We start from the raw sequence: 26,091 nt of genomic DNA on the forward strand, positions 1-26,091 counted from the left end.
CCTCCTTCCGCAGGCCGGCGATCGCCGACACCGTGTCGGCGACCAGCCGAGACGACCGGAGTGGCAATCCTACGACTCGACGTGGACCAGCGTGGTCACGTCGCGGCCCGCGAGCCGCTCCCGACCACCCAGTCCCTCGAGCTCCAGGAGGAACGCGAGGCCGACGACGACGCCTCCCCCGCGCTCGACGAGCTCGGCGCCCGCGGCCGCCGTGCCCCCGGTCGCGAGCACGTCGTCCACCACCAGAACACGCGCACCGGGCGGCAGTGTTCCCGACCGGAGCTCGATCGTCGCGGTGCCGTACTCGAGGTCGTAGGTCACGGCGTCCGTCGGCGGCGGCAGCTTGCCGGCCTTGCGCAGCGGCACGAAGCCGACGCCCAGGTGCGTCGCGAGCGGGGCTCCGATCAGGAAGCCCCGCGCCTCCATGCCCGCGACGAGGTCGATGCCGCCCGCCGCGCGGGCCACGTCCCCGAGCGCCTCGACGACGTGCCCGAAGGCGGCGCCGTCGGCGAGGAGCCCGGTGATGTCGCGGAACGTGATGCCGGGCCCGGGGTAGTCGGGCACGGCGCGGACGAGCTCGAGCACGCGGGAGGCCCGCTGTGCGCCGAGACCGGCGAGGCCGACGGCCCGCAGGCCGTCCACCTCGCCGGTCGGCGTGTGGTGCAGGTCCGTCATCGGGGACGACGGCGACGCGGCTGCGCCTTGTTGCCCAGGTGCTCGCCCGGCTGGAGCTGACGGTGACCCGCCACGCCCGCCGCGGCGAGCACGGCGTCGTCGTCCGACTCCTCGCCCGCGTCCGCGAGCCGCTCGGCGCGCAGCGCCTCGACCTTGCGCGTGTGCGCGGCGATCGCCGGCTCCCGCGTGCGGAGCCAGACCTCGAGCGGCGTCGCGAGGAAGATCGACGACGCGGTGCCCACGGCGATGCCGACGAAGAGCGAGAGCGAGATGTCCCGCAGCGTCCCCGCACCGAGGGCGAAGGCACCGATGAAGAGGATGCCCGCGACCGGGAGCAGCGCGACCACACCGGTGTTGATCGACCGGACGAGCGTCTGGTTCACACCGAGGTTGGCCCGCTCGGCGTAGGTGCTGCGGGTCTGGTCGAGGATGCCCGCCGTGTTCTCGCGGACCTTGTCGAAGACCACGACCTTGTCGTACAGCGAGTAGCCCAGGATCGTGAGGAACCCGATGATCGTCGACGGCGTGACCTCCCACCCCACCGCGGCGTAGACGCCCGCGGAGATGAGCAGGTCGGCGAGCAGCGCGATGATCGCGGCGAGCGACATGCGCCAGGCGCGGAAGTAGATCGCCATGAAGACCGCGACCAGGCCGATGAACACGACGACGCCCCACAGCGCGCGCGACGACACGTCGGCGCCCCAGGTCGGGCCGACGAACGCGCTCGCGACCTCGTTCACGTCGACGCCGTAGGCGTCCGCCAGCGCCTGGCGCACCGCGTTGACCTGGTCCTCGTCGGCGAGCTCGGCGGTCTGGACGCGGAGCGCGCTCTCGCCGACGCTCGACACGCGCGGCTCGGCGTCGGGCGCGACCGAGTGCACGGCGTCGACGGCCGGCTCCTGCGACTTGTCCGTGATGCTCGTGACCGTGAACTCCGAGCCGCCGCGGAAGTCGAGACCCAGGTTGAGCCCCTGGACGGCGATCACGATGACGGACAGCAGGCTGAGGACGCCCACGACGATGAACCAGCGCTTGCGCTGCTGGACGATCGGGTAGGACTTGCGCCCCGTGTAGAGGTCGTTGCCCCACTGCGCGAAGCTACGGGCGGCCATCAGCGGTTCTCCTCGTTCTCACCGTCGATGGCGGACGGCGCGGCGTCCGCCGGCCCGTCCGTTCCACCGGGTGCCGGTTCCTGGGCGGCCGCGCGACGCTCGGCCGCGCGCCGCTCGGCGATCGTCAGTCGTCGTCCGTCCTCGGTGCGCGCCGGCGTCCGCGGGGCGGAGCCGGCGAGGACGAGCTCGTCCTCGCCCTTCGCACCGGTGGGCTCCTGCGCGGCCGTGGGGGTGCGACGGTCGGCGGGCTGACCCGGCCCGACCACCTTCCCCGCGCCCACGTAGCGCGGTCCGCGGGTCTGGAGCCGGTCCGGCGAGAGGCCCGACCACTTGTGCCCGTCCCGGAAGAACGGGACGCGCGCGACGAGCTCCATCACCGGGTGCGTGAACCAGAAGACGACGGCGACGTCGATGATCGTCGTGAGACCGAGCGTGACGGCGAAGCCCTGGACGCCACCCACCGCGAGGAAGTAGAGCACGATCGCGGAGATGAGGTTGACGGCCTTCGCGGCGAGGATCGTGCGGCGGGCACGCCCCCAGCCCTTGGAGACCGCCTGCTGGAGCGTGCGCCCGTCGCGCAGCTCGTCGCGGATACGTTCGAAGTACACGATGAACGAGTCCGCGGTGAAGCCGATCGCGACGATGAGGCCCGCGACGCCCGCCAGGGAGAGCCGGTAGCCGATCCCCCACGACATGAGCGCGATGGTCAGGTAGGTGACCACGCCCGCCACGATGAGCGACGCGATGGTGAGGAACCCGAGCATCCGGTACTGGAAGAGCGAGTAGATGAACACCAGCAGCAGACCGATGACTCCGGCGATGAGGCCCTTCTGGAGCTGCTCGCTGCCGAGCGTCGCCGAGATCTGCTCCTGGCTCTGCACCTCGAACGTCAGCGGGAGGGCGCCGAAGTTGAGCTGGTTGGCGAGCGTCGCGGCCGAGTCGCGCGTGAAGCTGCCGGAGATCTCCGCCTTGCCGTCGGGGATGACGGCCTGGGAGACCGGGGCGGAGATGACGAGCCCGTCGAGGACCATCGCGAACTGGTTCTGCGGGGCCGGCAGCGACGTGAGGCGCGTGGTGACCTCGCGGAACTCCTTGGTGCCCTCGGAGTCGAACTCGAGGTTGACGACCCACTCGTTCGTGACGACGCCGTTCTGCCCGACGCGCAGGCCGGAGTTCGCGTTCGAGATGTCGGTGCCCTCGATCTCGACCGGGCCGAGGATGTACTTGGCCGAGCCGTCGTCGGCGCACGAGACGAACGCGGAGTCGGTCGGGCCGCTGTCGCCGCCGACCTGGTTCTCCGGCAGGGTGCAGTCGAGCGCGTCGAACTCCGCCTGCAGCTCCGGCGTGATCTGCGCCAGGTCGCTGGGGTTCTCCGGGCGGGTCGCCTCCGTGTCGGTCCCGGTCGTCGCGTCGTCGGCGGGGGCGTCCGTCGCCTCGTCCGCCGCGGGATCGGTGGCCTCGTCAGCAGCCGGGTCCGTGGCCTCGTCCGCCGCGGGGTCCGTCGCCTCGTCGGTCGCGGGGTCCGCGGACTCGGTCGCGGGGTCCGCGCTCTCCTCCGTCGCCGCCTCGTCGCCCGTCGCGTCCTCGGCGGGCGTCGCGGTCGGCATGCCGACCGCGAGGACCGGCCGGAACCGCATCTGCGCCGAGGCGCTGACGAGGTCGATCGTCTCCTGGGACGGCTGGCCCGGGATGCCGACGACGATCTTGTCGCGCCCCTGGCTCGTGATCTCCGTCTCGGAGACGCCCTGCGCGTCGATGCGCTGGCGGATGACGTTGATCGCCTGGTTGATCGTCTCGGGGGTGACTGCGGACGCGTCCTCCGTCACGGGCTGCAGGACGATCTGCGTCCCGCCCTCGAGGTCGAGCGCGAGCGCAGGGGCGAAGGAGGCGCCTCCCGGGTTGTCCGCCGAGCGGCCGTCCGTCTTGGTCCCTGCGAAGAGCACGCCGAATAGGACGACGCTCAGGAGCAGGAACAGGACGATCGTCCGGACGGGCCGGGAACGGCGCGTGCTGGAGTTGGCCAACTGTCTGTCTCTTCTCGTGCGGTCGGCCGGGAGGCCGACCAGGTCAGGCGCCGGTCGCTCGGGGCGACCGGCGCACGGTCACTTGCTCTCGGTGCCTTCGTCGCGACGGTCACGGTCCTTGTCCGTGGGCCCGCCGGTCAGGCCGGACAGGTCGTCGGGGACGACGAGGTCGTCGACGTCCTCCTTGGACCCGGACGGCGCGCTGCCGTAGAGCGCGTCGCCGTCGGTCGCCTCGTCGGACGCCGACTCCTCCTCCTCGGGCTCGACCGGCGGGTCGACGAGCTTCGCGATGGCGGCCCGGAGCCACCGGGACTGGTTGCCCGGCGTCGACTCGATCGTGATGACGTCGGCGTCCTCGTCGACGTCGACGATCGTGCCGAACATGCCGGAACCCGTCATCACCTCCTGCCCGGGGGCGAGGTTCGCCCGGAAGTTCTGGGCCTCGCGCTGCTGCTTGCGGGTGCGGCTGGTCATGAGGAACATCGCGCCCGCCGCGAGGGCGAGGATGAGGATGAAGCTGATATCCATGACGGAGTCTCGTGTCCTGTTCTGTGCGGGATCTGCGCGCAGTCTAGGCGTGCGCGCACGGTTCACCAACGAGCCGTCCCGCCGGGGAGTTCCGCCCGCTCGGGCCCCACCCATTCTAGGACCACGTTCGGCGCACCTGTGACCGTCGTCACGGGACGCGCGCCGGACGCGCGGACGGGCTCGCCTCCGGGCTCCCGACGGGACCGCCGTCAGGCGTCGAACAGGGTGCCGCCCTCGCGCGGCGGCGTGAGCCCCAAGTGCGCCCAGGCGGCGGGCGTCGCGACCCGGCCCCGGGGAGTCCGTCCGATCAGACCTTCGCGCACCAGGTACGGCTCGGCGACCGTCTCGACCGTCTCCGCCTCCTCGCCGACCGTCACGGCGAGCGTCGTCAGCCCGACCGGGCCGCCGTTGAAGCGCGTGCACAGGGCCGTCAGGACCGCCCGGTCGAGGCGGTCCAGGCCGATGGGGTCCACCTCGTAGACCTCGAGCGCTGCGCGCGCGGCCGCGAGGTCCATGCTCCCGTCGCCGCGGACCTGCGCCCAGTCGCGCACGCGCCGCAGCAGGCGGTTGGCGATGCGGGGCGTGCCCCGCGAGCGACCGGCGATCTCGCGCGCGGCGTCCGGGTCGAGCACGACGCCGAGCAGCCCGGCGGACCGGGAGAGCACGCGCTCGAGCTCCTCGCTCGAGTAGAAGTCGAGGTGCCCGGTGAACCCGAACCGGTCGCGCAGCGGCGCGGGCAGCAGGCCCGCGCGCGTCGTGGCGCCGACGGCGGTGAAGGGCGGCAGCGAGAGCGGGATCGCGCTCGCGCCCGCGCCCTTGCCCACGACGACGTCGACCCGGAAGTCCTCCATCGCCATGTAGAGGAGCTCCTCCGCGGGGCGCGCGAGGCGGTGGATCTCGTCGATGAAGAGCACCTCGCCCTCCTCGAGCGAGGACAGGACGGCCGCGAGGTCCCCGGCGTGCTGGATCGCCGGCCCGGACGTGACGCGCAGCGACGTCCCGAGCTCCGCCGCGATGATCATGGCGAGCGTCGTCTTCCCGAGCCCGGGTGGCCCGGACAGCAGCACGTGGTCCGGCGAGCTCCCGCGGGCGAGCGCGGCCTGGAGCACGAGCGAGAGCTGGTCGCGCACGACGGCCTGCCCGACGAACTCCTCGAGCCTGCGGGGGCGCAGCGCCGCCTCGGCGGCGCGCTCGAGGTCGTCCGCTCCCGCCGCGACGATCCGCTCGGACGAGAACGTGCCGTCCTCGCCGAAGCCGTCCACGCCCACCTGGTCGAAGTTCGCCACGGTCAGCCCCTCGGTCCGCCGAGGACGCGCAGCGCGGCACGCAGCGCGCCGGCCACGTCGGGCGCCTCGACGACGTCGACACCGGCCTCGGCGAGGACGGTGGAGACGGCGTCGTCCGCGGCCTTGAGGTTCCAGCCGAGCCCGACGAGCGCCTCGACCACCTGGTCCCGACGGTCGTCGACCGGGCGCGGGCCGGTCCCGGTGGCCGGCGCGCCCGCCTCGGGGGCGTCGGCCCCGGTGGGCGGCCCGAGCTTGTCGCCCAGCTCGAGCGCGATCCGCTGCGCGCCCTTGGTACCGATGCCGGGGACACGCACCAGGGCGGCGATGTCGCCACCTCCCACGGCGCGTCGCAGGGCGTCGGGCGTGTGCACCGCGAGCATCGCGAGCGCGAGCCGCGGCCCGACGCCGCTGACGGTCTGGACGGTCTCGAAGACGGTCCGCTCGTCGTCGTCGGCGAACCCGTAGAGGGTGAAGGAGTCCTCGCGGACCACGAGGCTCGTCGCGAGCCGAGCGTCCTCGCCCACGCGCAGGCCCGCGAGGGTCGCCGGCGTGGCGTGCACGAGGTAGCCCACTCCCCCGACCTCGAGCACGGCGCGGTCGAGCTGGACGCTCGCCACGACTCCGCTCAGCGACGCGATCACCCAGGCTCCTCTCCCGGTCGGCTCCGCCGACCTGGTCCGATGGTCCGCCGGCGCGACGACCGCGGACGGCGCCGAGAAGGTGTGTCGAACACCCGTACGACCGCGGTCACTCTAGCAAGGTGCGCCCACGCCCGGGCCGACCGACACGGGCGCCGTCAGCGCGGTGCCCGCCGGGCCTTCGCCGCGTGCTCGGCCGCGGCCCAGGCGCGCTGCGCCGGCGTCAGCTCGTGCCGCTCGCCGCCCTGGAGCGCGCCCGAGGGTCGCCACAGGTGGCAGATCGCGAGCGCGAGCGCGTCGGCGGCGTCCGCGGGCCTCGGCGGCTCCGCGAGCCCCAGGATGCTCGCGACCATGCGCTGGACCTGCTCCTTGCCCGCGCGCCCGCTCCCCGTGACCGCGGCCTTGACCTCGGACGGCGTGTGCAGCGCGACGGGGACGCCCCGCTTTGCCGCGCCGACCATCGCGAGACCTGCGGCCTGGGCCGTGCCCATCACGGTCCCGACGTTGTGCTGGGCGAATACGCGCTCGACCGCGACGACGTCCGGAACGTGCTCCTCGAACCACGCGTCGAGCCGCTCCGCGATCCGCAGCAGCCGCAGGTCCACGCTGAGGTCCGGGTCCGTCCGGATCACGCCGACAGCCACGAGCTCGGCCCGCCGCCCCCGGGCGGAGTCCACCACCCCGACACCGCACCGGGTCAGCCCAGGATCCACACCGAGAACGCGCACCCCGCTACCCTCCCACGAGCCGACGACGGAACCTCGCCGCCTCGCGGGCACGCACCGAGGTGAGCCGACACCGGCGGGGTGGGTGGGACGCGCGCGGTCGTGGCGGGCCTGGCGGGAGCCGCGAGGGACGAGCGGCGGATGGTAGACCGCGCCCGTCCCACCCACCCCGCACCCAGGGCGACCAGATCTCACCTCGGGCGAACCCAGCGGTCAGTCGTCGTTCTCGAGCTCCGCCATGACCTCGTCCGACGCGTCGAAGTTCGCGTAGACGTTCTGCACGTCGTCGCTGTCCTCGAGCGCGTCGATGAGGCGCAGGATCTTGCGCGCGCCGTCGGCGTCGACCTCGACCTCCATGGACGGGTGCCAGATCGAGTCGGCGGAGTCGTACTCGAGCCCCGCCTCCTGGATCGCCGTGCGCACGGCGACGAGGTCGCTCGCCTCGCACAGGACCTCGATGACCTCGCCGGAGTCGGTGACCTCCTCGGCGCCCGCCTCGAGCGCGGCGAGCATGACGTCGTCCTCGGTCACGCCGTCCGACTTCGGCACGACGACGAGGCCCTTGCGCGAGAACAGGTACGACACCGAGCCGGGGTCGGCGAGGTTCCCGCCGTTGCGGCTGAAGGCGAGGCGCACCTCGGAGGCCGCACGGTTCTTGTTGTCCGTGAGGCACTCCACCAGCACGGCGATGCCGTTGGGGCCGTAGCCCTCGTACATGATCGTCTGGTAGTCGACGGCGTCGGCGCCCGTGCCGGACCCGCGCTTGACGGCGCGGTCGATGTTGTCGTTGGGGACCGACGACTTCTTCGCCTTCTGGATGGCGTCGAACAGCGTCGGGTTGCCCGCGGGGTCGCCGCCGCCCGTGCGCGCCGCGACCTCGATGTTCTTGATGAGCTTCGCGAAGAGCTTGCCGCGCTTGGCGTCGATGGCCGCCTTCTTGTGCTTGGTCGTGGCCCACTTGGAGTGCCCTGACATGCGTTCCTACCCCTTCGCGATTCTGACGAACAGCTCGTGCACGCGCGCGTCCCCGGAGATCTCCGGGTGGAACGAGGTGGCGAGCAGCGATCCCTGCTGGACTGCGACGATCCTACCGGCGGCGGCCGCGGGGATGCCGGGCGCCTCGTGATCGGGGATGCGGGCGAGCACGTCGACGCCAGGGCCGACCTCCTCGACCCACGGCGCGCGGATGAACACCGCGTGCACGGTGCCCGCCCCCTCGGCCCCGGCGCGACCGCCGTCCTGGGGGGCGATGCCGGCGAACGCGAGGTCGGTCTCGAACGAGTCGACCTGCCGGCCGAACGCGTTGCGCCGGACCGTCACGTCGAGCCCGCCGATGGTCCGCTGGTCGGCCGTGCCGCCGAGGATGCGGTCCGCGAGCAGGATCATGCCGGCGCACGAGCCGTAGACCGGCAGGCCCTCGGCGATGCGTGCGCGCAGCGGCTCGTCGAGCTCGAAGATCCGCAGGAGCTTCTCGATGGTGGTCGACTCGCCCCCGGGGAGCACGAGCCCGTCGACCGCGGCGAGCTCCTCGGGGCGCCGCACGCCGACCGTGCGCGCGCCGGCGGCCTCGAGCGCGGCGCGGTGCTCGCGCACGTCGCCCTGCAGCGCCAGGACTCCGATCGTGATCGTCACGAACGGGAATGATACGTCCGTCGCCGCCCGCACCCCGCCACGCCGGTTGCTAGCCTCGCCGTCGTGACCACTCCGACCGGCCCCGGACCGACACCGCCGTATCCTGCCCAGCCGCCGTCCGGGTATCCCGGTCCTTCGGTCCCGTACCCCGGTCTCCCGCCCCGTCCGCCGCGGAGCACGCGCGGCGCGACGGTCCTGATCGTGGTCGGCGCGGTCCTGCTGGTGGTCGCGCTCGTCGCCGGCGTCCTGGGCGCCACGACCTTCCTGCGGGCGCTGCCGACGGGCGTCGTCGACAGCACGGGCGCCCCCGGCTCGGCCGCGCTCGCCTCCGGCGACGTCCCGGGCGAGGCGGACGTCGCGCTCTCGGGCGGTCGACCGTACAGCGTGTGGGCGGTCGTGCCGATCGGCGCCGAGGGATTCGACGCGGACGACGTCACCGTGACCTGCCCCGACGGCGACCTCGACGTGCGGCACCCCTCCGTCTCGGGGAGCTCCGGCTTCGGCTCGCACGAGGCGACGACCGTCGCCGAGGTGACCTCGCCGTCGGCCCAGACGTGCACCGTGGCCGTCGCCCAGGGCGACGCGTCCCCCGGGGCGACCTTCGTCGTCACCGAGGGCTGGCAGTTCGGCGAGTTCTTCGCGACGGTCGGCGGCACGATCCTGCTGTGGTTCGTCGCGATCGGCGGGGCGGTCCTCGGTCTGGGGCTCCTCGTCGGCGGGATCGTGTGGCGGGTCGTCGCCCGTCGTCCGTAGCACCGGGCAGGCACTCGCGCGCCGCGGCGGGACTGCCGCGTCGGCCCGGACCTCAGTCCTCGCGAGCGGTCCCGAGGTGGTGCGTGACGCCGTCCCACCCGCGCAGCAGCGGCGCGACGAGGTCGGCCAGGCCCTCGGGGAACACCTCGATCTCGACGCCGCGCAGGTCGTCGAGCGGCCACCAGCGCATCTCGTCGACGACGTCGTGCTCGACGTCGGTCCACCCGTCCCGGCTCAGCTCGCCGCGGGCGGTGGCGCCGTCCGTGCGCGCGAGGTAGAGCACCTCGTCCTGGCGGCAGTGCCGGCGGTAGAAGTCGAAGATCGCGCTGCGCGTGTAGACCGGACCCACGAGCGCGTCCGGGTCGAGCCGGATCCCGGTCTCCTCGTGGACCTCGCGCAGCGCCGCGTCGCGGTCGCTCTCACCGGGGTCGACGCCCCCGCCGATGGTGAACCACCACGAGCGCTCGGGCTGGTCCACGTCGTGCCCGCGGGCCAAGAGGATCCGGTCGGCGTCGTCGAGGAGCAGGACGCGGGCGCCCCGACGGAAGTAGAGCCCGTCGTCCCCGAGAACCCAGTCGGGTCCCAGGGACGACGGCGCTCCGGCGGCCTCGGCCATGCGCGCGCGTCAGCCGTCCGTCGCCGGCACGGCGACGGACGGATGGCCCGTGGCGCGCTCCGTCACCAGCCGCGCTCGGCGAACTGGATCGACCGCGCCGGCTCGTCGACGTTGAGGCCGACCATCGCCTCGCCCAGACCGCGCGAGACCTTCGCGACGACGTCCGGGTCGTCGTAGAACGTCGTCGCCTTGACGATCGCGGCGGCACGCTGCTCCGGGTTGCCGGACTTGAAGATGCCGGAGCCGACGAAGACACCCTCGGCGCCGAGCTGCATCATCATCGCGGCGTCCGCCGGCGTCGCGATGCCGCCCGCGGTGAACATGACGACGGGCAGCTTGCCCGTGGCGGCGACCTCCTGGACGAGGTCGTACGGCGCCTGGAGCTCCTTCGCCGCGACGAACAGCTCGTCCTCGGGGAGCGAGGCGAGGCGGCGGATCTCGGCGCGGATGGTGCGCATGTGCGTCGTCGCGTTGGAGACGTCGCCGGTGCCCGCCTCGCCCTTCGAGCGGATCATCGCCGCGCCCTCGGCGATGCGGCGCAGCGCCTCGCCGAGGTTCGTCGCCCCGCACACGAAGGGGACCGTGAACTGCCACTTGTCGATGTGGTGGGTGTAGTCGGCGGGCGTGAGCACCTCGGACTCGTCGACGTAGTCCACGCCGAGCGACTGGAGGACCTGCGCCTCGACGAAGTGGCCGATGCGGGCCTTCGCCATGACCGGGATCGAGACGGCCTCGATGATGCCGTCGATCATGTCGGGGTCGGACATGCGCGAGACCCCGCCCTGCGCACGGATGTCCGCGGGGACGCGCTCGAGGGCCATGACCGCGACCGCGCCGGCGTCCTCGGCGATCTTCGCCTGCTCGGGCGTGACGACGTCCATGATGACGCCGCCCTTGAGCATCTCGGCCATCCCGCGCTTGACCTTGGCGGTGCCGACGGCGCCGGCGCCCTCCGCGGTCGCGGCGCCCGGGGCGCTCTCGGCAGGGACGTTCTGGTCGGCCACGTTGGTCACCGGTACCTCACACCTTCAGGTCAGGGGAACGTCGCGCGCACGCGCGCGGACGCCGTCGAACAGGCTCGACGGCACATGCTCCCACGCGCTCCCATCCTATCGCCGGGGCGTCCACCCGACCGGGCCGCCGGGGCTCGCGCGGAGCGCGCTGACACCCGCCGGCACGGGGTCAGTCCGGCGTCGTGGCGGACGCGGCCGGGCGCACGAGGGCGTCGGGTGCGGCGTCGTCGAGCTCGACGGTCGCCGGCATCGGGGCGTGCCCGGCGAGGTGGAACAGGCGCACCCACCACTTGCGCCGCACCCGCTCGGCCTGCGCGACGGCCTCGTTGTGGAACCGCCGCGCGAGCTGCGCGCGGTACCAGGCCGCGGAGAGCGTGCCGAGGAGCTCGTCGCCGACGGGACCCGACCGGAGCTCGGCGACGTCGTCGGCGTCCTCGAGGGCCGAGCGCAGCGTGGCCGTGAGGTCGCTCTCGGCGAGGGCGCGGGACTCGGCCATGCCGCCGAGGAGGCGTCGGGGCCGGGGTCCCTCGCCGCCCGCCAGGCCGGGCACCTGGTCCGCGAGCCGGCGCGTGTCGTCGTCGTCGTCCAGGACGGCGTGCGCGGCCTCGGCGACGAGCATCGAGCTGGCCGGGTCGAGCTCGCCGGAGGCCGCCAGGTCGACGGCGGCCGAGGCACGCCGCACGAGCTGCGCGTCGAGCGCCAGGCGCGAGGCCATCACCTTGCGGTGGAGCCGGTCGAGCCGAGACGCGGCGACCCACAGGACCCACGCCACGAGCGCGGCGACCACGAGGACGAGGACGGTGATCTCGGACCAGGTCACGGGCGAGCCCCTTCGTCGTCGCGCGCCCGGCCCAGGAGGCGACCGCCCCGGCGCGAACGCGGGTCCTCGTGGACCGGGATGACCGCCTCGGACGCCGCGAGCACCGTCTCGTAGACGGCGAGCACCTGCGCGGTCACGGCGGACCAGTCGAAGCGCCGGACGAACTCGCTCGCCCGGGCGCGGTAGGCGTCGCGCCGCGGCGGGTCGGCGAGCACGTCGAGCACCGCGGCGGCGAGCGCGTCCGGGTCGCCCACCGCGAACAGCGCGCCCGCGGCGCCGTCGTCGAGCACGCGGCGGAACGCGCCGAGGTCGCTCGCGACGACGCACGCGCCGGCGCTCATCGCCTCGACGAGCACGATGCCGAAGCTCTCCCCGCCGGTCTGCGGCGCGATGTACAGGTCGACGGATGCGAGCATGCTCGCCTTGTCCTCGTCGCTCACGCCGCCGAGGAACTCGACGGACGCGGCGTGCGCCCCCAGCGCCTCGATCGCGGCCTCACGGCCGTCGTCCCCGCGTCCGGCGACGAGGAAGCGTGCGCCCGGGACCTTCTCGAGGATCGCCGGGATCGCCGCCGCGAGCACGGGCAGGCCCTTGCGCGGCTCGTCGAGGCGTCCGAGGAACCCGATGGTGGGCGCGTCGGGCGTCCCCTGCCACGCGGGGTTCGCGGTCGCGGACGCGAACGTGTCGACGTACACCCCGTTGGGGATGACGACGGCGTCCCCGCCGAGGTGGTCGACGAGCGTGCGGCGCGCGTCCTCCGAGACCGCGATGCGGGCGTCGATCTTCTCCAGGCTCTGCCGGACGAGCGGGTAGGCGACCTGGAGGGCGCGCGAGCGCACGATGGAGGTGTGGAACGTCCCGACGATCGGGCCCTGCGCGATCCACAGCGCGACCATGCTCAGCGAGGGGTTCACCGGCTCGTGGATGTGGAGCACGTCGAAGCGGCCCGCCTCGAGCCAGCGGCGGACCCGGCCGGCGGTGCGCGGCCCGAACGTCACGCGCGCGACCGAGCCGTTGTACCGGACCGGGACCGCGCCTCCGGCGGGCGTCACGTACTCGGGGACCGGGGTGTCGTCGTCCGCGGGAGCGAGGACGGAGACCTCGTGACCCTGGGCCATGAGCGCCTCGGCGAGGTCGCGGACGTGGAACTGGACCCCGCCGGGCGCGTCGAAGGAGTAGGGGCACACGATCCCCACGCGCAGGCTCATGCGGCGCGCTCCGCGTCCTGCTCGCCCGCCGCGACCCGGGTCCGGGCGTACCGCTCGGGGTCGAGGTCGTCGACGAACACCTTCTGGAGCATGTGCCAGTCCTCGGGGTGCTCGCGGATCGCGACGCTCAGCGCGTCGACCCAGCCCTGGGTCGCGGCGGCCACCCGCTCGGCGCGGGGGACGTCCTGCGCGACCTCGACCCGCGGGAAGAAGCGGATGACGAGGCCCCAGGGCGACCGCGCGGCGCGTCGGCGCGCACCGTGGAGGCGCTCGTAGTAGATGCCCGCGGGGACGAGCGGCGTGCCGGTCGTCACGGCGAGCGCCGCGGGGCCGGCGGCGACGCGCGCGCGGTGGCCGAACAGGTCGACCTCGACGCCACGGTGGGTGAGGTCGCGGTCCGCGAGCAGCGGGATGATCCGTCCCGGCCTGCTCGCCCCGCGGACGAGGTCGCGGAAGACGTCGCCGTCGCCGAGGGCGAGGATCTCGAGGCCGATCGAGTTCCGGAACGCGAGGAACTCCTCGAACAGCTCCTCCGGCTCGAGCCGCTCCGCGACCGTGAGCACGGGCGCGATGTTCGGCGTCGCGTACGCACCCGCCAGGTCCCAGTTGCCCTGGTGGGACAGCGCGAGCACCGGGCTCCGGTCGCCGTCGAGGTGCGGCGCGAGGTTGTCGAGCCCGACCACCCGCACCCGGGCCCGGACGAGCTCGGGGCCCCAGGCGGGCAGCGTGAACGCCTCGCGGTAGTAGCGCATGTACGAGCGCATCCCGGCGCGCGAGAGCCGGCGCAGGGCCCGCGGCGCGAGCTCGGGGCGCACGCGCGCGAGGTTGCGCTCGAGCTGGCGCACTCCCCCGCCGCGCAGGAGCCACGTCACGTCGGCGATCGCGGTGAACAGCCCGCGCAGGACCGGTTCGGGGACCTTGCGCGCGTTGCGCCAGGCGAACGTGAACGCCTTGCCGGCGTCGAGGGCCATCAGCGACCGTCCTCCTTCTCCTCGGGGCGTGCGGCCACCAGCGCGAGGGCCTGGCGGCGCACGGTGGCGACCCGCTGCACGACGGTGACCGCGCTCGCGAGCGCGAGCAGCCCGAGGACGACGACGAGCACGACGGGCGGGACGCCCAGGCCCACGATGCCGGCGGCGACGAGCGCGGCGACGAGCCGGTCGGCACGCTCCGCGATCCCGACCTGCGCCGTCATGCCGACGCTCTCGGCCCGGGCGCGGGCGTAGGGCACGACCGCGCCGAGCGCGAGGCACGCGAGCGCGACGCCGGTCCCCCAGGCAGCGAGGTCGGGGGTCAGGCGCGGGTCGTCCGCCCGGACGAACCACAGGGTGAGGCCGACGAACACGGCCGCGTCCGCGAGCCGGTCGAGCGTCGAGTCGAGGAACGCGCCCCACGGGCCGGACCGGCCCGCGCGGCGCGCCATGACGCCGTCGAGCACGTCGGCGAAGGCGCAGACCATGACGACCATCACCCCGGCGAAGAGGTGTCCGGTCGGGAAGAGCCAGAGGGCGCCGACGACGACGCCGAGGGTCCCGGCGACCGTCACCGCGTCCGGGCTCACGCCCAGGCGGAGCAGGAGCGCGGCGAGCGGCGTGAACAGACGGGTCGTGAGCGCGCGCAGGCGTCCGAACATCAGGCACCCTCCCCGTCCGCGGGGCCACCCGCTCCGCCCGGCCCCGCGAGGTCCGGCCAGGCGGCGGCGAGACGCGCCCGGGTGTCGCCGAGGAGCTCGGGCACGGCCTTGGTCTGCGCGACGATCGGCAGGAAGTTGGCGTCGCCCGCCCAGCGCGGCACCACGTGCTGGTGCAGGTGCGCGGCGATGCCGGCCCCGGCGACGGCGCCCTGGTTCATGCCCAGGTTGAACCCGTCCGGTCCCGACACCTCGCGCACGACGCGCATCGCGGTCTGCGTGAGGTGCGCGACCTCGACCGTCTCCGCCTCCGTGAGGTCCGTGTAGTCCGACACGTGGCGGTAGGGCACGACCATGAGGTGGCCGGGGTTGTACGGGTAGAGGTTGAGCACGACGTACGCGGTCTCGCCGCGCGCGACGATCAGCCCGTCCGCGTCGGAGCGGTCCGGGATGCGACAGAACGGGCACTGCCCGCGGGAGTCGTCCGCCGGCTTGTCCTGCCCGCCGATGTACACCATGCGGTGCGGCGTCCAGAGCCGGTCCAGGCCGTCGTCGAACCGCGGGTGGGCGTCCGGCGTCTCGACCGTCGCGCCTGTGCCGGGCGCCCCCGTGCGCTCGTCGCTCACGCGCCGTCAGACCTGGACCCGGTCGCGGACGGCGGCGACGATGCGCTCGACCGCCTCGGCGACGGGCACGCCGTTGTCCTGCCGGCCGTCGCGGTAGCGGAACGACACGGCGCCCGCCTCGGCGTCCTCGCCGCCCGCGATGAGGACGAACGGCACCTTGCGCGTGCTCGCGTTGCGGATCTTCTTGCCGAAGCGGTCGTCGGAGTAGTCGACCTCCGCGCGGATCCCCTGGGCCCGGAGCTGCGCGACGACGTCGGCCACGTAGTCGTTGAACGGCTCCGCGACCGGGACGGCGACGACCTGGACGGGCGCGAGCCACGCCGGGAACGCGCCCGCGTAGTGCTCGACGAGGATGCCGAAGAACCGCTCGATCGAGCCGAACAGCGCGCGGTGGATCATGACCGGGCGCTGGCGCGTGCCGTCGGACGCCGTGTACTCGAGCTCGAACAGCTCCGGCTCGAAGAAGTCGAGCTGGATCGTCGAGAGCTGCCACGTGCGGCCGATCGCGTCCTTCGCCTGGACCGAGATCTTCGGGCCGTAGAACGCCGCACCGCCCGGGTCCGCGACGAGCTCGAGGCCCGACTCCGTGGCGACCTGGCGCAGGACCTCGGTCGCCTCCTCCCACGTCGCGTCGTCGCCCACCGACTTCTCCGGGTCGCGCGTCGACAGCTCCAGGTAGAAGTCGTCGAGCCCGTAGTCGCGCAGCAGGTCGAGCACGAACGACAGGAGCGAGCTCAGCTCGTCGCGCATCTGCTCGCGCGTCGTGTAGATGTGCGCGTCGTCCTGCGTGAAGCCGCGGGCCCGCGTGAGCCCGTGCACGACGCCCGACTTCTCGTAGCGGTACACCGTGCCGAACTCGAACAGGCGCAGCGGCAGCTCGCGGTACGACCGCCCGCGCGAGCGGTACACGAGGTTGTGCATCGGGCAGTTCATGGGCTTGAGGTAGTAGTCCTGGCCGGCGCGCTTGACGTTGCCCTCGTCGTCCAGCTCCTCGTCGAGGTGCATCGGCGGGTACATCCCGTCCGCGTACCAGTCGAGGTGGCGCGACGTCTGGAACAGGTTCGCCTTGGTGATGTGCGGCGTGCTGACGAACGAGTAGCCGGCCTCGACGTGCCGCTTGCGCGAGTACTCCTCCATCTCCATGCGGATCGTCGCGCCGTTGGGGTGGAACACCGGCAGGCCCGAGCCGATCTCCTCCGGGAAGGAGAACAGGTCGAGCTCGTTGCCGAGCCGGCGGTGGTCGCGCCGCTCCGCCTCCGCGAGCCGCTCGAGGTACGCCTTGAGCTCGTCCTTCGTCGGCCACGCCGTGCCGTAGATGCGCTGGAGCTGCGGGTTCTTCTCGCTGCCGCGCCAGTAGGCCGCGGCCGAGCGCATGAGCTGGTAGCCGTTGCCGATCAGGCGCGTGCTCGGCAGGTGCGGGCCGCGGCACAGGTCCTTCCAGACCACCGTCTCGCTCTCGCGCCCGGCGCCGCGCACGTTGTCGTAGATCGTCAGCTCGCCGCCACCGACCTCGACGCTCGCGCCCTCGGTGTCGTCCGCGGTGCCGGAGCCCTTGAGCCCGATGAGCTCCAGCTTGTACGGCTCGTGCGCGAGCTCTGCCCGCGCCTCGTCCTCGGTCACGACGCGGCGGCGGAAGGTCTGGCCCTCCTTGACGATCCGCGACATCGCCTTGTCGAGGGCCTTGAGGTCCTCCGGCGTGAACGGCGTCTCGACGTCGAAGTCGTAGTAGAAGCCGTCCGTGATCGGCGGGCCGATGCCCAGCTTCGCGTCCGGGTTGACCTGCTGGACCGCCTGGGCGAGCACGTGCGCCGCCGAGTGGCGCAGCACCGCGAGCCCGTCCGGCGAGTCGACGGTCACGCCCTCGACCACGTCGCCGTCGGCGACCGGCGTGTCGAGGTCCTTGAGGACGCCGTTGACGCGGATCACGACGACGTCGCGACGAGCGGCGAACAGGTCCGTCCCCGTCGTGCCCGTCGTCACCGTGGTCTCCTCGGCGTCGAGGGTGATGGTGAGGGGTGACGAGACGACGTCAGACACGTCCGTGCTCCGATCTGCTGGCGGGAGGCGCGCGGCGCGCGCCCGGTCGAGGTCCTGCGGCCGGCGGGCCCTGCCCGACAGCACGAAGGGCGCCGTCGTGGACGGCGCCCCTCGATCGTACCGACCCGCAGGTCAGTCGTTCGCCTCCTTGGCCTTCTCGGCCAGGGTGTCGATGTGCTGGTCGACCGAGTCCGGGGCGACGGACTTGATCTTCTCCGCCACGTCGTCGATCCGGTCGTCGGTGAGGAACTCCTTCGCCTTGCCGAGAAGGTCGCCGAGGCCCCCCTCGTCCTTCGGTGTCTGCTCGCTCATGTCGGCTCCCTCGAGGGTGGTGGTGCGCGCGTCCCGCGCCCGGGCGTCGGACCGTCCCGCGCCCGTCCGGAAGGCTACCCGCGCCCGCGGCGCCCCGCGACGGGAGCCGCGACGTCGGCCGCCCGCACCGTGCACCCGCACCGCGCCCGTGCCGCCACGTGCCGCGGCCTGTCACAATCGTCGCCATGGACGACGACGTGGCACCCGGCGAGCGGACGGCGCGGGTCTTCCGCCGGCGGCTCAACGAGCTCTTCGCCCGCGGGCGCAGCGGACGGCCCGTGACCAACCGCGAGGCCGCTCAGTGGATGACGGAGCGCGGGTACTCGATCAACGAGGCGTACCTCAGCGCGCTGCGCGGCGGGCACCGCACCTCGCCCAGCCTGCGCGTCGTCGAGGGTATCGCCGCGTTCTTCCACGTGAGCACGGGCAGCCTCGTCGACCCCGAGGAGAACCCCGACGACCGCCTCCGGGCCGCGCTCGCCGACGAGGGCGTCGAGCAGTTCGCGCTGCGCGCCCAGGGCCTGTCGCCCGAGAACGTCCGGGCGATCATCGAGATCGTCGACCGCGTGCGACGCCTGGAGCAGCTGCCTCCCGTGACACCGCCCGCGTCGGACGACGGCCGTGGATGACCTCCTGCGCGCCGCGGGACTCGACCGCGCACGCAGCCTCGAGGAGGCCTGCCGTCTGGTCGCGGCGGTACGCGGCCGGCCCCTCGAGGTCGTCGAGGGCGACCTCGGCCCCGGCGTGAGCGGGCTCTGGCTCGCATTCCCCGAGCGCGACCTCGTGCTCGTCGACGCGCGCCAGACCCTGCCCGGCCCGCACCGCGACCACGTCGTCGCGCACGAGCTCGTGCACGTCCTCGACGCGGCCGCCACGGCGGGCGCCCCCCGCGTCGGCGCGTGCCGCGACGGGTACGACGACCCCGACGAGCTGCGCGTCGAGCGCCTCGCGAGCGAGCTCATGATCTCGATCGCGTCCCACGGCAGCTCGGGGACCCGGCTCACGTCCCTGGAGCTGTACCGGTGAACCACGCCCTCGACGTCCTCGCCGTCGCGCTCTTCGCCACCGCGGCCGTGTGGACCGGCCTGCGCGCGCGCACGCGCGCCGACGCGGCCCTCCCCCTCGGCCTGGGCTTCGTCGCGGTCGCGAACGCGCTGCGGGCGCCGGTCGTGGCCGACCTCCTCAAGGAGCACGCCCCCGGAGGGACGCACGAGGTCGCCAAGCACGTCGCGCTCGTCATCGGCTGTCTCTTCGTCGGCGTGTGGGCCTACAGCGCGACCACCGGCCGGGCTCCGCGCACCCGGCACGTGGCGCTCGCGGCCGTCGCCGTGGGGACCGCCCTGGTCGCCCTCGCGGCGGCGAGCGGACCGTGGGCCACCCACGACCTCGACGCGCAGGTCCACGACCGCCCCCTCATGTGGGGCTACTGGGCGCTCTACTACGGGACGTTCCTGACGGCGACCGCGACCTTCGCCGTCTCCTGCCTGCGCACGCGCTCGGACCGGCCGCTGCGGCTGCGCTGGGGCATGGACGTGGCGGGGGCGGGCGCGGTCGTCGCCGTCGTGTGGGCCGTCGTCAGCTTCGTGGCGATGGTGCAGCACGAGCCGGGCAGCACCGAGCCGTACCTGGTCCTCGGCCTACGGACGCGGTACCTCGTGCTCGCCGCCACGATCCTGCTCACCGCCGGCATCGTGGGCCAGCTCGCGTCGTCCGCCGCGTTCGCGCGCGAGCGCCGACGCGACCTCGGCTACCTCCACACGTTCCTCCGCGCCGTCGTGGGCGACGGCGGCCTGCGCGGCTCGAGCGCCGCGGTGGACGAGTACCACCGGACCATCGAGATCTTCGACGGGCTCACCACGCTCGCGCTCCACTCGCGCCGCGACGACGTGGACCACGTCCGGATCGCCGTGCCCGGGAGCCCGCGCGAGGTGATCCTCGCCTACCAGCTCCAGGTCGCCGCGATCCGCAAGACCCGGGGTGACGCCCCGAGCGACGACCCGGACGACTGGTCCGGGCTCCTCGCCGACGACGACGCGCTCCGCCGGCTGGGTCGTGCGCTGCGCGACCGGACGAACCGGGAGGGGACGACCCGCGTCCTCGTGGGCGTCTGAGACGGGCCGCCGTGGCTCGACGCCAAGCTCCCCCTGCGCGCTTGGCCCCGCGCCGAGCCTCGGCCGGCGGGCCTCAACCTACAGACAGACCACCTACGGCGCAACATGCCTCTCAGTTGAAATCTCAACGTTCCCGGTGCCACGAGCGGTCTCGGCGACGACGCCCGGGAGCGGACCGGTGAGGTAGCCCTGGATCGTGGGCCCGACCGCCCGCACCACGGTCTCCGCGGGAGACCCCGCGAGCGGCTCGACCCGGAGCACGTACCGCGCCACGACGAGCCCTGCGAGCTGGCTCGCCATGAGCGCGCCGCGCCACGCGGCCCGGTGCGGGTCCGCCTCGCTCCGCGCGACGGTCGGCCGCACGACCCGGGCCAGCACGAACTCGCGCAGCATGCGCGCCGCCCGCTCGGAGCTCGTGGCCGAGCGCAGGAGCGCGAGGGCGACCCGGCCGCGCGGGGAGTCCCAGGCGCGCAGCAGCGTGCGCACGACGTGCTCCCCCAGTCGCGCCGTGTCCTCGGGCGCACCGTCGAGCAGGAGCTCCTGCGGGTCGAAGGGCACGTCGACGGCTGCCTGGAAGAGCTTCTCCTTCGTCCCGAACCAGTGGTGCACCATGGCGGCGTCCACGCCCGCCCGGGCCGCGATGTCGCGGACGGTCGCACGGTCGTAGCCGTGCTCCGCGAACGCGTCCCGCGCGGCGGACAGGACGTCGGACCGCGTGTCGGACCTGCCCGGGCGCCGCCCCCGCCGGCCCGTCACGCCGCTCCCGCCCGGGTCGTGGCCGCGCGGTCCACGAGCACCATGGTCTCCTCGAGCGTCGCCGGGACGACGTCGCAGGTCGCGACCACGCCCGCCGCGGCGAGCGCGTCCCGGACCGTCGCGAGCGTCGTCCCCGCGACGCGCGCGGCCCGGCCGTCGAGCATGACGGGCAGGCCCGCGGCGTCGAGCGCCGCGAACGCCGCCTGCCACTCCCGGGACCGCACGCCGACCGCCTCGCGCCCACCGACGACGTCGACGACGGTCCCCGACGCCACGGAGCGTCCGCGCGAGAGGACGTGCAGGCGGTCGCACTGCTCGGCCTCCTGGAGGTAGTGCGTCGTCACCAGGACCCCGACGCCCGCGTCCGCCTGCGCGTGGATCGCGTCCCACGCGCGCGCCCGCGCGAGCGGGTCGACGCCGGACGTCGGCTCGTCGAGGACCAGCAGGCGTGGCGCGTGCAGCAGGGCGCAGTGGAACGCGAGCTGGCGCCGGCGCCCCAGCCCGATCTCCACCACGGGCCGACGGCGGACGGCCGCGAGCGCCGGCGGCAGCGTCGGCACGTCCCGCACCCCGTACACCGCCGCCACGAACTCGACGTTCTCCTCGACGCTCAGCTCGCCGGAGAGCCCGAGGCCCTGCGGGACGTAGCCGACCGCCCGGCGGCCCGCGCGGTCCGGCGGTGCGCCGAGGACCTCGACCCGCCCGCCGTCGAGCCGGTCGAGGCCGAGGACCATGCGCAGGAGCGTCGTCTTGCCCGCGCCGTTCGCGCCGAGCAGGCCCACCACCTCGCCGGGGCGCACGACGAGCGAGACGTCGTCGACGGCCGCGACGTCCCCGAACCGCCGCTCGGCGCCGTCGACCCGCACGAGGGGAGCGTCCGCCCCGGCGGCGAGCCAGCCCGGGCCGTGCGGCGCCGGGCCCACCGCGTCGCGGGCGGCGTCGTCCGTGCCGTGCGCCTCTTCCGCGCCGGCCGTGCCGTGCGCGCCGCGACCGAGCGTGAGGGCCACGACGGCATCCTCCAGGTCGGCGTCCACGGGACCCCCGGTCGGCGAGGACGAGCCGTCGGGCCACCAGGTGCGGACGGTCCGGCCGCGTCGCCACGACCGGTCGGCCGCGCCCGCGGGCGCGACGGACGCGACGGTGATCCGGCCGGGGGCGGCGGCGCGCACGTCGTCGGGCGTCCCCGCGGCGAGGACCGTGCCCGCGTCGAGGACGACGACGTCGGCCGCCCGCTCGGCCTCGTCGAGGTAGGTCGTCGTGACGAGGACGGCTGCGCCGGACGCCGCCGACTCGGCCACGAGCCGCCACAGCTCGACGCGGCTCACCGGGTCGACGCCGGTGCTCGGCTCGTCGAGGAGCAGGACCTCCGGCTCGTGCAGCATCGCGAGACACACGCCGAGCTTCTGCCGCATCCCCCCGGAGAGCTGCGACCCGAGCCGGTCCCGCGCCTCGGCGAGCCCCGCGCGCTCGAGCAGCTCGTCCGCGCGCCGGTCCCGGCGCGCGGCCGGCATGCGGTACGCGTCGCCGACGAGCTCGACGTTCTCCGCCACGGTCAGCCCGGGCCACACGCCGCTCGACGACGGCTGGTAGCCGACCCGTTCGCGCGCCGGGACGTCCACGGTGCCGCCGGCGACCGGCACCTGCCCGAGCAGCGCGCGCACCAGCGTGGTCTTGCCGGCGCCGTCGCCGCCCACGACCGAGGTGACCTGTCCGCGCGGGAGGTCGAGGTCCACGCCCGCGAGGGCGCGGACCACGTGCCCGCGCCCGGGGCGGAAGGTGACGTCGAGACCGCGTGCGCCCCAGGTCACCGGACCGCTCCGCTCGTCGTGGGTGCGACGGCCGCGGGCGCGTCGGCGCGGCGTCGGCGGTGCTCCCGTGCGGGCGAGAGCTCGCGCGAGAGCCGCAGGACGGCCATCCCGAACACGACCACGGCCATCACCGCGAGCACCGCGAGCGGCAGCCACAGCGCGGACCACGACGCCCCGCGGACCATCACGCCCTGCGAGACCTCGGTGAACCACGTGAGGGGCAGGAGGTACCCGATCCAGCGCACCCCGGCCGCCATCGCGTCGAGCGGGAAGATCATGCCCGAGAGCAGCACCTGCGGGAGCATCGTCATGAGCGCGACCTGCACCGCCTGCCCGGTGGTCTGCGACACGGTGGAGATGAGCGCGCCGATGCCGAGCACGACGAAGAGGAACAGCGCGGCTCCCACCACGAACGGGGCCACCGGTCCGGCGAACGGCACGTCGAAGATCCACATGCCGAGCAGCGTCACCGCGACCATGTCGAGGCAGGCGAGCAGGAAGTAGGGCGTGATCTTGCCGAGGATCACCGCGGCGGGGCCGAGCGGCATCACCGCGAGCTGCTCGAACGTCCCCGCCTCGCGCTCCTTGACGAGCCCGATCGACGTGATGATCGTCCCGATGAACGTGAGGATGAGGCCGATCAGCGCGGGCACCATCACCCACGAGGTGTCGCGGTCGGGGTTGAAGAGGATCTCCGAGTCCACGGCGTCGCCGAGGGACGCGACGAGCACCTTCGCCGACTGCGCGGCGAAGAGGTTGGACCCGTCGACGTAGACGGTCGGGCGGTCGTCCCCCGGTGCGGGCGCGACGACCGCGACGTCGCTGCGGTCGTCGCGCAGCGCGGCGCGGGCGTCGGCGTCGGTCCCCGCGGGGTCGACGCTCACGACGTCGAGCGCGTCCGCGGCGGCCGGGTTCGCCTCGATCGCGGCGACCGCCTGCTCCGCGCCCGGGCCCACGGCCGTGACGGTCAGCGTCTCGACCGTGAAGTTCGCCGCGAACCCGAACACGACGAGCAGGAGCAGCGGCATCCCGACGAGCATCGCGACCGTGCGCCGGTCCCGGCGCAGCTCGCGGAACTCCTTGACGACCATGGCGCGCACGGCGACCTCCCCAGGGGCGACCGCCCAGAGTCCTGGGACGGAATTCAACGACTGTTGAACTCCACGCTAGAACCGGACTCGCGCGAGGTCAACGGCCGACGACCGGCCTGCCCGCCCGTCAGGCGAGGCCCGCCAGGCGCTCCAGCACGAGGCTGCCCGCGTCGCCGACGGCGAGGGTCCGCCGGTGGTGCGGTGTGCTCGGCGCGGCGAGACGCGCCCCCACGGCGTCGCGCGTGCGCAGGAGGATGCTGATGTTGGCGTCGTACGCGACCCACAACGGCGGGACGACCAGGTGTCCCCAGCAACCGTGCCGGGACGTCCACCGGCCGCCCAGACGCGCGTCCCCGACACGACAAAGGCCCGGAACCATGCGGTTCCGGGCCTCGATCTCGGTGGGCGATACTGGGTTCGAACCAGTGACCTCTTCGGTGTGAACGAAGCGCGCTACCACTGCGCCAATCGCCCGAGTGCGTGGTCGATACTAGCCTGAAACGGACCGGATCGAAAAACCGGCCCGGATCAGGGGTCGAGACGGTCGCGACGGCGCCGCTCGAAGAGCTCGCGCGCGGCGAGCGACAGCTCCCCGGCCGCCACGTCGACGCCGTCGAGCCAGGTCACGGGCTGGACGTTGCGGACCGAGCCGGTGAGGAGCAGCGCGGCGTCCCCCGCGGTCACCTCGTCGAGCACCGCGAACGGCAGCTCTCCGGGGCGGGCCTCGCGCACGGGCAGCCCGTCCTCCGCGGCCCACTCGAGCAGCAGCTCGCGCGTGATACCGGCGAGGCACCCCGACGCCAGGAGCGGCGTGACGAGCTCGCCCCCGCGCTCGACGAACACGTTCGCGCCCGTGCCCTCGCACAGGTCGCCCGCGGTGTTGGCGAGGAGCGCCTCGTCTCCGCCCCGCGCGACGGCGTCGGCGAGCGCGACGACGTTCTCGGCGTACGACGTCGTCTTGAGCCCGGCGACGGCCGACCGCTCGTTGCGCGTCCACGGCGAGCGCACGGCTCGCCCGGTGGGGCTGAGGGTCGCGGGTCCCGCGGCGACGACGACCGTCTGCGCGCCGGGAGTCCGGCCGGACCCGAGCGGGCCGACGCCCGCGGTCACGGTGATGCGCAGGCGGCCGACGTCACCCGCCCCCGCGCGCGTCCGGGCGTCGGCCTCGGCGAGGACGGCCGCCACGCCGTCCAGCACGCGCTGCTCGTCCGGCGCGTCGAGGCCCAGACCCGCGGCGGACCGCGCGAGCCGGCGCAGGTGGCGGGTGAGCGCGAAGGCCCGCCCCTCGAACACGGCGCACGTCTCGAACACGCCGTCCCCGACCGTCAGGCCGTGGTCCACGGCGCTCAGCGCCTCCTCGCCCGGGCGGACGAGACGTCCGTCGGCCCAGATCACGAGGTTCTCGGACGGGCGGTCGGACGTCGGCGTCGTGGCGGCAGCGGAGCTCATGGGTCCAGTGTGCCGGAGGCGAGGCCGACGAGGCGCCGCGCCTTGAGCTCGGTCTCCTCCCACTCCCGCGCCGGGTCGCTCCCCCACGTGATCCCGGCCCCCGTGCCGAACCGGAGCACGCCGTCGGCCCACCAGAAGGTCCGGATCCCGACCGCGAGCACCGCCTCGTCGCCGTCGACCCAGCCGACCGCGCCGCAGTACGGGCCGCGCGGAACGGGCTCGAGCGCGTCGATGATCCGGAGCGCCGACGACTTCGGGGCGCCGGACACGGACGCGGGCGGGAACGTGGCGTCGAGCAGCGCCGGCCACAGCGACGGGCCGGAGCGCAGCCCGGGACGCAGGCGGCCGGTGACCGTGCTCACGAGGTGCACCAGGCCCGGGTGGGGTTCGACCGCGAGCAGGTCCGTGACCTCGACGGTCCCCGGGTCGCACACGCGCTGGAGGTCGTTGCGCACGAGGTCGGTGATCATGACGTTCTCGGCCCGGTCCTTGGCGGTGAGCCCGTCCGGGGCGGGCGCCGTCCCCTTGATGGGGCCGGAGGTGACCGTCCCGCCCGCGACGCGGAGGAAGAGCTCGGGCGACGCCGTCACGACCCACGCCGGGTCGACGCCGGAGCCGGCCGGGACGTGCAGGACGCCCCCGTACGGCGCCGGGTTCCCCCGGGCCAGACGCCGGCCGAGGGCCAGGGCGTCCGGCTCGCCCGCGTCCGGGCCGACGAGCGGGGCGGACAGCACCCGGCAGACGTTGGCCTGGTAGACCTCGCCCTCGCGGACCTCGTCGCGCACCCGGGCGACCGCGGCCTCGTACGCGGCCCGGTCCATCGAGCTCGTCCAGCCCGACGGCGCGGGTCCGCGCCACGCGCCCCCGCCCTCCCGGGAGAGCGCGGCCGGGTCGACGCGCTCGGCGAACCGCCACGCGCGCGCCCGCCCGCCGCGGGCCGGCGCGTCGAAGTCCGCCACGACGAACCACGGCCCGTCGTCGGCGAGCCGCTCCGGCTCGCGCCACAGGTCGACGACCTCCACGGCGCCGGTGGCGGCGCGGTCCGCGAAGAGGGCGAGCCCCGGCCTCGACGACGTTCTCCCAGGTCCTGGCACGGGACCACGCTACCGACCGCCAGCGCGCCGCTCGCCCGGCGCCCGGACGACCTCGACGCGCACGGGACGGCGCCGGTTGGACGCCGGGCGCGAACGTGGACTAATGTCTGGGACGCGCCGGAACGCCGGAGGGCAGCAGGAACCGAT

At 74.3% G+C, this 26,091-nt stretch carries 28 protein-coding genes and 1 tRNA gene; 4 read left to right on the forward strand and 25 right to left on the reverse strand.

Annotation, left to right across the window (positions count from 1 at the left end):
* Positions 1–69 precede the first annotated feature (69 nt).
* The 9 genes from ACTJIY_RS01885 to pdxT form a co-directional block, all read right to left on the reverse strand.
* On the reverse strand, positions 70–675 hold the full coding sequence (locus ACTJIY_RS01885; RefSeq protein ID WP_253049292.1) for an adenine phosphoribosyltransferase: 606 nt from the start codon (positions 673–675) through the stop codon (positions 70–72).
* Complete coding sequence (gene secF, locus ACTJIY_RS01890; protein WP_253049290.1) at positions 672–1,787, reverse strand: protein translocase subunit SecF; 1,116 nt, start codon at positions 1,785–1,787, stop codon at positions 672–674. The genes ACTJIY_RS01885 and secF overlap by 4 nt, the downstream gene beginning before the upstream one ends.
* Complete coding sequence (gene secD, locus ACTJIY_RS01895) at positions 1,787–3,811, reverse strand: protein translocase subunit SecD (RefSeq protein ID WP_253049288.1); 2,025 nt, start codon at positions 3,809–3,811, stop codon at positions 1,787–1,789. The genes secF and secD overlap by 1 nt, the downstream gene beginning before the upstream one ends.
* A gap of 78 nt (positions 3,812–3,889) precedes the next feature.
* Positions 3,890–4,339: a preprotein translocase subunit YajC gene (yajC, locus tag ACTJIY_RS01900; RefSeq protein WP_253049286.1), complete on the reverse strand. Its 450-nt coding sequence runs from the start codon at positions 4,337–4,339 to the stop codon at positions 3,890–3,892.
* Positions 4,340–4,548: 209 nt separating this feature from the next.
* The gene (gene ruvB / locus ACTJIY_RS01905) at positions 4,549–5,601 is read right to left on the reverse strand and encodes a Holliday junction branch migration DNA helicase RuvB (RefSeq protein ID WP_440673205.1); all 1,053 of its coding nucleotides are present in this window, start codon (positions 5,599–5,601) and stop codon (positions 4,549–4,551) included.
* A 26-nt stretch (positions 5,602–5,627) separates the two neighbouring features.
* Positions 5,628–6,266, reverse strand: coding sequence for a Holliday junction branch migration protein RuvA (gene ruvA, locus ACTJIY_RS01910; RefSeq protein WP_253049282.1), 639 nt, complete (start codon positions 6,264–6,266; stop codon positions 5,628–5,630).
* Between the two features lie 155 nt (positions 6,267–6,421).
* Positions 6,422–6,991, reverse strand: a complete 570-nt coding sequence (ruvC, locus tag ACTJIY_RS01915; RefSeq protein ID WP_253049280.1) for a crossover junction endodeoxyribonuclease RuvC — start codon at positions 6,989–6,991, stop codon at positions 6,422–6,424.
* A 210-nt stretch (positions 6,992–7,201) separates the two neighbouring features.
* A complete protein-coding gene (locus ACTJIY_RS01920) occupies positions 7,202–7,963 on the reverse strand; it encodes a YebC/PmpR family DNA-binding transcriptional regulator (protein WP_253049278.1) in 762 nt (253 codons plus the stop codon).
* A gap of 6 nt (positions 7,964–7,969) precedes the next feature.
* Positions 7,970–8,620 carry a pyridoxal 5'-phosphate synthase glutaminase subunit PdxT gene (pdxT, locus tag ACTJIY_RS01925; RefSeq protein WP_253049276.1) on the reverse strand — a complete coding sequence of 217 codons (651 nt, stop codon included), beginning with the start codon at positions 8,618–8,620 and terminating at the stop codon, positions 7,970–7,972.
* 201 nt (positions 8,621–8,821) lie between these two features.
* Here pdxT and ACTJIY_RS01930 point away from each other — a divergent pair, with 201 nt between their 5' ends.
* Complete coding sequence (locus tag ACTJIY_RS01930; RefSeq protein ID WP_253049275.1) at positions 8,822–9,373, forward strand: hypothetical protein; 552 nt, start codon at positions 8,822–8,824, stop codon at positions 9,371–9,373.
* 52 nt (positions 9,374–9,425) lie between these two features.
* Here ACTJIY_RS01930 and ACTJIY_RS01935 read toward each other — a convergent pair whose 3' ends face one another.
* The 9 genes from ACTJIY_RS01935 to ACTJIY_RS01975 all read right to left on the reverse strand — a co-directional run bounded on the left by ACTJIY_RS01935 (position 9,426) and on the right by ACTJIY_RS01975 (position 17,635).
* Positions 9,426–9,989 (reverse strand): NUDIX hydrolase, encoded by a 564-nt coding sequence (locus tag ACTJIY_RS01935; RefSeq protein WP_440672991.1) that lies wholly within the window; start codon positions 9,987–9,989, stop codon positions 9,426–9,428.
* 62 nt (positions 9,990–10,051) lie between these two features.
* Positions 10,052–10,993, reverse strand: a complete 942-nt coding sequence (pdxS, locus tag ACTJIY_RS01940) for a pyridoxal 5'-phosphate synthase lyase subunit PdxS (protein WP_308202263.1) — start codon at positions 10,991–10,993, stop codon at positions 10,052–10,054.
* Between the two features lie 178 nt (positions 10,994–11,171).
* Positions 11,172–11,822: a hypothetical protein gene (locus tag ACTJIY_RS01945; protein WP_253049272.1), complete on the reverse strand. Its 651-nt coding sequence runs from the start codon at positions 11,820–11,822 to the stop codon at positions 11,172–11,174.
* On the reverse strand, positions 11,819–13,024 hold the full coding sequence (locus ACTJIY_RS01950) for a glycosyltransferase family 4 protein (RefSeq protein ID WP_353709532.1): 1,206 nt from the start codon (positions 13,022–13,024) through the stop codon (positions 11,819–11,821). The genes ACTJIY_RS01945 and ACTJIY_RS01950 overlap by 4 nt, the downstream gene beginning before the upstream one ends.
* 2 nt (positions 13,025–13,026) lie before the next feature.
* A complete protein-coding gene (locus tag ACTJIY_RS01955; protein WP_253049271.1) occupies positions 13,027–14,001 on the reverse strand; it encodes a phosphatidylinositol mannoside acyltransferase in 975 nt (324 codons plus the stop codon).
* Positions 14,001–14,663 (reverse strand): phosphatidylinositol phosphate synthase, encoded by a 663-nt coding sequence (pgsA, locus tag ACTJIY_RS01960; protein WP_253049269.1) that lies wholly within the window; start codon positions 14,661–14,663, stop codon positions 14,001–14,003. Before pgsA ends, ACTJIY_RS01955 begins: the two co-directional genes overlap by 1 nt.
* Positions 14,663–15,205, reverse strand: coding sequence for an HIT family protein (locus ACTJIY_RS01965; protein ID WP_440697218.1), 543 nt, complete (start codon positions 15,203–15,205; stop codon positions 14,663–14,665). The genes pgsA and ACTJIY_RS01965 overlap by 1 nt, the downstream gene beginning before the upstream one ends.
* A gap of 87 nt (positions 15,206–15,292) precedes the next feature.
* Positions 15,293–17,323, reverse strand: a complete 2,031-nt coding sequence (thrS, locus tag ACTJIY_RS01970; RefSeq protein ID WP_439158452.1) for a threonine--tRNA ligase — start codon at positions 17,321–17,323, stop codon at positions 15,293–15,295.
* 132 nt (positions 17,324–17,455) lie between these two features.
* A complete protein-coding gene (locus ACTJIY_RS01975) occupies positions 17,456–17,635 on the reverse strand; it encodes a hypothetical protein (protein ID WP_440672989.1) in 180 nt (59 codons plus the stop codon).
* Positions 17,636–17,820: 185 nt separating this feature from the next.
* On the opposite strand from ACTJIY_RS01975, the gene ACTJIY_RS01980 reads away from it, so the two are divergent.
* The 3 genes from ACTJIY_RS01980 to ACTJIY_RS01990 are packed head-to-tail and all read left to right on the forward strand — an operon-like array spanning position 17,821 to position 19,746.
* The gene (locus ACTJIY_RS01980) at positions 17,821–18,264 is read left to right on the forward strand and encodes a hypothetical protein (RefSeq protein ID WP_440672988.1); all 444 of its coding nucleotides are present in this window, start codon (positions 17,821–17,823) and stop codon (positions 18,262–18,264) included.
* Positions 18,257–18,661, forward strand: a complete 405-nt coding sequence (locus ACTJIY_RS01985; RefSeq protein ID WP_440672987.1) for a hypothetical protein — start codon at positions 18,257–18,259, stop codon at positions 18,659–18,661. The genes ACTJIY_RS01980 and ACTJIY_RS01985 overlap by 8 nt, the downstream gene beginning before the upstream one ends.
* Entirely contained in the window at positions 18,658–19,746 is a 1,089-nt protein-coding gene (locus ACTJIY_RS01990; RefSeq protein WP_440672986.1) for a hypothetical protein, read from the forward strand. Before ACTJIY_RS01985 ends, ACTJIY_RS01990 begins: the two co-directional genes overlap by 4 nt.
* Positions 19,747–19,839: 93 nt before the next feature.
* On the opposite strand, the gene ACTJIY_RS01995 is transcribed toward ACTJIY_RS01990, so the two are convergent.
* The 7 genes from ACTJIY_RS01995 to ACTJIY_RS02025 all read right to left on the reverse strand — a co-directional run bounded on the left by ACTJIY_RS01995 (position 19,840) and on the right by ACTJIY_RS02025 (position 25,944).
* Complete coding sequence (locus ACTJIY_RS01995) at positions 19,840–20,502, reverse strand: TetR/AcrR family transcriptional regulator (protein ID WP_440672985.1); 663 nt, start codon at positions 20,500–20,502, stop codon at positions 19,840–19,842.
* The gene (locus ACTJIY_RS02000) at positions 20,499–22,310 is read right to left on the reverse strand and encodes an ATP-binding cassette domain-containing protein (protein WP_440672984.1); all 1,812 of its coding nucleotides are present in this window, start codon (positions 22,308–22,310) and stop codon (positions 20,499–20,501) included. The genes ACTJIY_RS01995 and ACTJIY_RS02000 overlap by 4 nt, the downstream gene beginning before the upstream one ends.
* Positions 22,307–23,401, reverse strand: coding sequence for an ABC transporter permease (locus ACTJIY_RS02005; protein ID WP_440673204.1), 1,095 nt, complete (start codon positions 23,399–23,401; stop codon positions 22,307–22,309). Before ACTJIY_RS02005 ends, ACTJIY_RS02000 begins: the two co-directional genes overlap by 4 nt.
* A 127-nt stretch (positions 23,402–23,528) precedes the next feature.
* Positions 23,529–23,687 (reverse strand): hypothetical protein, encoded by a 159-nt coding sequence (locus tag ACTJIY_RS02010; protein ID WP_440672983.1) that lies wholly within the window; start codon positions 23,685–23,687, stop codon positions 23,529–23,531.
* 116 nt (positions 23,688–23,803) lie between these two features.
* Positions 23,804–23,875, reverse strand: a tRNA-Val gene (locus ACTJIY_RS02015).
* A 54-nt stretch (positions 23,876–23,929) separates the two neighbouring features.
* Positions 23,930–24,850 carry an aminotransferase class IV gene (locus ACTJIY_RS02020; protein WP_440672982.1) on the reverse strand — a complete coding sequence of 307 codons (921 nt, stop codon included), beginning with the start codon at positions 24,848–24,850 and terminating at the stop codon, positions 23,930–23,932.
* The gene (locus tag ACTJIY_RS02025) at positions 24,847–25,944 is read right to left on the reverse strand and encodes an anthranilate synthase component I family protein (protein ID WP_440672981.1); all 1,098 of its coding nucleotides are present in this window, start codon (positions 25,942–25,944) and stop codon (positions 24,847–24,849) included. Before ACTJIY_RS02025 ends, ACTJIY_RS02020 begins: the two co-directional genes overlap by 4 nt.
* Positions 25,945–26,091: the final 147 nt, after the last annotated feature.

This window comes from Cellulosimicrobium sp. 22598 (assembly GCF_052044445.1).
Classification (GTDB): Bacteria; Actinomycetota; Actinomycetes; order Actinomycetales; family Cellulomonadaceae; genus Cellulosimicrobium; species Cellulosimicrobium cellulans_G.